We start from the raw sequence: 4392 nt of genomic DNA on the forward strand, positions 1-4392 counted from the left end.
GGGGAGCCAGAATTTCAAAGTCCCTCTCCCAGATATGGGAGAGGGATTTAGGGTGAGGGCGAAAACTACGGTTCTCAACTTAGATGAGGTTTAATAAACATTTTGTAGGTTGGACATTGGCCAACCTACAAACTTGAAATAGAAATTAAATTAAACCAAACCGCCAGCCGCTTGAAACCGAGTGCGGGCGCGTTTGAAGGCTTGGTTTGCCTGGATTTGGGCTTGGCGATCGCCTGCTGTCACTTGATTCAGACGCGCTTGTGCTTGATTATAAGCAGCACGGGCTTCTTCGAGGTTAATTTTGTCGCCACGTTCAGCGCCGTTAACCAGAATTGTCACTTCATTGTCTTCAACTTCGGCAAAGCCACCCGAAAGAGCGATCGCTTGCCAATTCTGATTTTTAGCCGCACGGACTCGCATTACACCAATATCCAGGGCGGTTAAAAGTGGTGCGTGTCCACTTAGGATACCTAGTTGACCAGTAGTGCTAGGTAAAACGACTTCTTCAGCTGGGGCATCCCAGACTGTTTTATCTGGGGAAATTACACGAACGGTTAATGTCATTTGTCTTTTGTCCTTTGTCCTACCCTACGCGAAGCCGCCTAAAGGGCGTCTATGTCCTTTATCAGTTGTCCCTTGCCATTAGCCATTAACCATTAGCACTTGAACTAATGACCAATGACCAATGACTAATGACTCTTGACTAATGACTAACCTTTGATTTTTTCCGCTTTAGCGATCGCTTCGTTAATATCGCCAACTAAGTAGAAAGCCTGTTCTGGCAGAGCATCCAACTCTCCAGACAGAATTTTTTGAAACCCTTTGATCGTATCTTCCAACTTCACATACTTCCCAGGAGAACCGGTGAATACTTCTGCCACAAAGAACGGCTGCGACAAGAAACGCTCAACTTTCCGGGCCCGCGCTACGATTAGACGGTCTTCTTCAGACAATTCATCTAGACCGAGAATGGCGATAATGTCTTGGAGTTCTTTATAACGTTGCAGAGTTGATTGCACCGCCCGGGCAGTATTGTAGTGTTCATCACCGACAATGTTGGCCTGGAGCATGGTGGAAGTTGAACCAAGGGGGTCAACTGCGGGATAAATTCCCTTAGCTGCCAAACCGCGAGACAGTACTGTTGTTCCGTCCAAGTGGGCGAAGGTGGTAGCAGGTGCGGGGTCGGTGAAGTCATCTGCAGGTACGTACACTGCCTGAATGGAGGTAATCGAACCCTCTGTAGTCGAGGTAATCCGCTCTTGCAGTTCACCCACGTCGGTTCCCAATGTGGGCTGATATCCTACTGCTGAGGGCATCCGACCTAGTAGCGCCGACACTTCCGAACCTGCTTGGACAAACCGGAAAATGTTGTCAATAAACAGCAGCACATCCTGCTTGTTCACATCCCGGAAGTACTCTGCTACTGTCAATCCCGAAAGACCAACCCGCATTCTTGCTCCGGGTGGCTCGTTCATTTGACCGTAGACGAGAGTAATTTTTGACTCGTTGAGGTTATCATTATTGATCACCCCAGATTCAATCATTTCGTTGTAGAGGTCATTACCTTCACGGGTGCGCTCACCCACGCCAGCAAAAACGGATACTCCACCGTGCTGGGTAGCGATATTGTTGATCAACTCCATCATGATCACGGTCTTACCAACACCAGCACCGCCAAACAGACCAATCTTGCCGCCGCGTCGATAGGGAGTGAGGAGATCAACAACTTTAATCCCAGTCTCAAACACCGAAGGTTTGGTTTCCAGGTCAGTAAATTTGGGAGCAGAGCGGTGGATGGGTAAAGTTGCCTCAGCATTTACAGGTCCCCTGTTGTCCACAGGTTCGCCAAGGACGTTCAAAATCCGACCCAAAGTGGCTTTTCCAACTGGTACGCTGATGGAAGCGCCTGTATCGCTGACTTCCAGACCGCGCATTAAGCCTTCGGTGGAACTCATCGCAACAGTCCGCACCTGGTTGTCGCCCAGCAGTTGCTGTACTTCAACAGTCAGGTTGATTTCCTGTCCAGCTTCGTTGGTGCCAGTGATTTTCAAAGCGTTGTAGATTTTTGGCAATTTCCCGCCGGGAAATTTAACGTCTACAACTGGGCCAATGATTTGGGTAATGTAACCAATGTTTGTTTTTTCTGCGGTTGTGACCATGCTGCGCCTAATGATTGAAGCTAGATTTTAGATCAGGTCTGAGAAGACATAAATTTAAGCAATGTCACCTTTCACTCTAGCACCGGACGGGGACATAACTCCCTTAGTAATTCCTTAAAAATCAGCTGGTGGGCTTTGGCTGTAACCCTCATCCTGACTAGTGTAACTGGACGTACAGATACTTTTTCTTCATCCAGCATACACCCTAGCTTTTCACCAATCTCATTTTTTAGCCACGTCCGCTTTGGTTCAACCCGCTTAAATAGCTGCAATTTTTCCTTATTACTGTACAAGAGTTATGTGTGTCAACACAAAAAAATGCTGTGTCTGGCGATCGCAGACACAACAGATATCGAAATAACCTGAGGAGAAATTTAGCCTTTAGCTGCGGTATTATTTTGCTGTTTACGCTTTAGGGATGAAGTTGCACCAAAGATACCGAATGCTAAAATCCCCAACATAGTAGTGGGTTCGGGAACACTTTTTGGTGGTTCACCAGAGAAAGTACCACCTTGAATAAACACAGCAGAATCAAGAATAGTATCTCCTGCATCTGCAATTGCCAGCTTAATGGTATGGTTTCCAGCACTCAGCCCTTTGGCGCTAGCAGTAAATACTTTAGTGAAACCATCATATTGAAGATTGAAGAATGGACTGCCATCTGATGGAGCATTATTGATAAAGAACTGAGAATTCTGGGCGTTAGTTCCTAATGGGTTGCCACCATTGACATTATTAATAGAAACTGGCGTAGTGGTTCCAGCAAGCAGAGCAATGTTAACCCCATCCAAGAAAAAGCCAAACACGTCATTACAGCTATTTTCAGGTAAATAGACCACGCGGTAGGGGCACAGCATTGCTGTGCCCCTACGACAGATGTGGTTCAAATACATGATTTCTGCTGTAAATGGGGAATTAGCGTATTCGTTGTATTCTTCCGAGGCAAAGACGTAGTTGAAAAAGAGATCACCTGTAGCTGAGGTAAAATTATGGAATTGATTTTTTACTTTGTAAAAAATCAATTCCAGATGCAATCCTCACTTCGTGACGCTGTTCGCGTTCATCACCCACTCACAATCCCCATCTTAGGAATACCTTGTTCGCGTAGCGTCTCGCAGAGAAGATGGGGACTTCCGCGACCCGTTAAAAACTTAGGGTAATATCAAAATAGGTACAAAAAACTGTTTTAAGTTCAGCCCAGCCGCTCTCGCTTCATCTTCACACTTCCACCGAGCAACACCATTATGAATTTCTCGTCAGCACGACAATATTTTTACCAGGAGATTCAGCAGTCTGACGAACACATTGACCTAGCAAAGGCAGCTTTGTATATTGCACAAGAAGAATATCCCAACCTAGATCCAGAAGAATACCTCAATGCTCTCCAGACAATGGCATGGGAGCTTCAAGAACGCCTGCCTTCTTCCCGATATCCTTTGCGGATAGTTCAAAGCATTAATCAGTATCTCTACGAATATTTAAAGTTTTCTGGTAATAAAATTGACTATTACGACCCGCGCAACAGCTTTTTAAATGATGTAATTGACCGACGAGTGGGGATTCCCATTACCTTAGCGCTGGTTTACCTGGAGGTCGCCCGCCGGATTGATTTTCCGATGGTTGGTGTGGGGATGCCAGGACATTTTCTGATTCGCCCGGATATTCCAGATATAGAAATTTTTGTGGATGCTTTCAATGGTGGTGAAATAATATTTGCTCAAGATTGCGAGGAACGACTGTCTCAACTTTATCAGCAACCTGTGACGCTACAAGCAGAATTTTTAGCCGTAGTCAGTCATCGGCAATTTTTGGCACGGATGCTGACAAATTTAAAATTTATTTATATCAAACAACAAGATTTAGAAAAAACGCTAGGAGCGATTGAACGAATTTTGTTACTGTTTCCTAATTTAACTTTAGAATTGCGCGATCGCGGTTTGATTTACTATCAACTTGGTTACTACCCCCAAGCTATAAACGACTTACAAAATTATTTAGCAAAAGTTCCTGATGCCGAGGATGCCTCTGTGATTCGGCAGTTACTTACTAAGTTGGGTAAGAATAGTTGAATCAAAATTTTAGCTGTTGATATTGAAATTACTGATTTAGCAATGCTACGCGCAGCGTCTGGTAGAGAGCCTCATTAGGAATTAGGGACTTCCAAATAACAAAATATCCAACTATTTATTGTGGGGTGGGCGACACGAGAGCCTTTTGTTACATGGCTCTCGTG

The 4392-nt window shown here is 45.1% G+C and carries 4 protein-coding genes and 1 pseudogene; 1 reads left to right on the forward strand and 4 read right to left on the reverse strand.

Annotated elements, in window-relative coordinates; translation table 11 throughout:
• Positions 1-150 precede the first annotated feature (150 nt).
• From atpC to ACYTXL_RS03020, 4 genes and pseudogenes are all read right to left on the reverse strand, one after another.
• Positions 151-564: an ATP synthase F1 subunit epsilon gene (gene atpC, locus ACYTXL_RS03005; protein ID WP_292794977.1), complete on the reverse strand. Its 414-nt coding sequence runs from the start codon at positions 562-564 to the stop codon at positions 151-153.
• A 146-nt stretch (positions 565-710) separates the two neighbouring features.
• Positions 711-2159 (reverse strand): F0F1 ATP synthase subunit beta, encoded by a 1449-nt coding sequence (atpD, locus tag ACYTXL_RS03010; protein ID WP_292794976.1) that lies wholly within the window; start codon positions 2157-2159, stop codon positions 711-713.
• 71 nt (positions 2160-2230) lie between these two features.
• Entirely contained in the window at positions 2231-2431 is a 201-nt protein-coding gene (locus ACYTXL_RS03015; protein ID WP_461923451.1) for a hypothetical protein, read from the reverse strand.
• Positions 2432-2533: 102 nt separating this feature from the next.
• Positions 2534-3148, reverse strand: a pseudogene (locus tag ACYTXL_RS03020) (choice-of-anchor L domain-containing protein); the annotation flags it as partial.
• Positions 3149-3403: 255 nt separating this feature from the next.
• On the opposite strand from ACYTXL_RS03020, the gene ACYTXL_RS03025 reads away from it, so the two are divergent.
• Positions 3404-4228: a SirB1 family protein gene (locus ACYTXL_RS03025; RefSeq protein WP_461923452.1), complete on the forward strand. Its 825-nt coding sequence runs from the start codon at positions 3404-3406 to the stop codon at positions 4226-4228.
• Positions 4229-4392 lie beyond the last annotated feature (164 nt).

The organism is Nostoc sp., from assembly GCF_054880495.1.

Bases quoted from the DNA above. Each gene is read 5' to 3' on its own strand.
- ACYTXL_RS03025 (WP_461923452.1), top strand. From the start codon at position 3,404: ATGAATTTCTCGTCAGCACGACAATATTTTTACCAGGAGATTCAGCAG.
- atpC (WP_292794977.1), bottom strand. From the start codon at position 564: ATGACATTAACCGTTCGTGTAATTTCCCCAGATAAAACAGTCTGGGAT.
- atpD (WP_292794976.1), bottom strand. From the start codon at position 2,159: ATGGTCACAACCGCAGAAAAAACAAACATTGGTTACATTACCCAAATC.